The organism is Rhodococcus sp. BS-15 (assembly GCF_000813105.1).
Lineage (GTDB): Bacteria > Actinomycetota > Actinomycetes > Mycobacteriales > Mycobacteriaceae > Rhodococcoides.
In genome coordinates, this window is record NZ_BAOX01000582.1 from 1 (window position 1) to 927 (window position 927).

The following is a 927-nucleotide window of genomic DNA, read 5'->3' on the forward strand; positions in this document are numbered from 1 at the left end:
TCTCCGGCGGCAGGGGAGGAGACGGACTGCGCGAACGTCTTCGCCAGCTTCTCGCCTGCTTCGATCACCTGTGATGTCGCGGGCGAGGTCATGAGATTCGAGGGTGAGCCGGGGGGTCGGTGTCGGTCCGCCGCCCACGGGGGGCGGGAACTGTCGGCGGAGCGGCCAGTTCACCGACTCTCGCGGTGTGGACGGCCAACTCGCCCCGCACGCGCGCCACCACCACGAGAGCTCGCTCGAGGTGTTCGATGGCCGCCGTGATCAGCATGGTCTGCCCCGGCGGGGTGGCGATGATCGGCCCGGCCGACAGTGCGATTCCGACGAACGATTGCACGATCGACTGCAATTCGAGGAAGCCTTGATTGGTGTCGCGGCAGGCCTGATCGACGACGGCTGCGATGTCGTCGGCGTGGTCGGCGAGGGCAAGTGCGCTCGTGTGAGCGTTCTCGGCGTACCGAATGGCCGCGTCGGCGGCGTCACCGTTCCAGTTCGCAGCGAGCTCGGTGATCGCGACCCTGCCGATTCCCTGCGCCGCCTCGATCGCTGCCGAGGACACACGCAGCACGTCGGCCGGACCGCCGGTGGGGAGCGCCCCGTTGCCGAAGGCTCCGAGCAGATCGACGATGGGACGGGCCAGCAGATCGATCATCGGCGCTTACCGCGCGTCCTGTGCGATACCGGCGGCCGAGGCCGTGACGGTTGCGCCGGTGCCGGCATCGGTGAGGGCGTACGACACCGCGGACGCGGTGGCTGCGGAACCGATGCTCGCCACCGTGCCCGCCAGACGCACCACAGCGTCGGTGTGGGCCAGATGGGTGCCGGTGACCGCACCCAGAAACTCCTGTCCGATCAGACCGAAGACCGGAGCCAGCACCGCGGGTCCGCACGCGGCGGCGGCGGCACCTGCCGCGGCGATCTGCTCGGCCA

The 927-nt window shown here is 70.0% G+C and carries 2 protein-coding genes; both read right to left on the minus strand.

The window, feature by feature from the left end; translation table 11 throughout:
• Positions 1 to 88: 88 nt before the first annotated feature.
• Positions 89 to 649 (minus strand): hypothetical protein, encoded by a 561-nt coding sequence (locus tag RHBS_RS28085; RefSeq protein WP_128646944.1) that lies wholly within the window; start codon positions 647 to 649, stop codon positions 89 to 91.
• Positions 650 to 655: 6 nt separating this feature from the next.
• The coding region (locus RHBS_RS28090; RefSeq protein WP_128646945.1) for a hypothetical protein at positions 656 to 927 on the minus strand (272 nt) is incomplete at its 5' end.

Coding starts and splice junctions, on each gene's coding strand:
- RHBS_RS28085 (WP_128646944.1), bottom strand. CDS start 649: ATGATCGATCTGCTGGCCCGTCCCATCGTCGATCTGCTCGGAGCCTTC.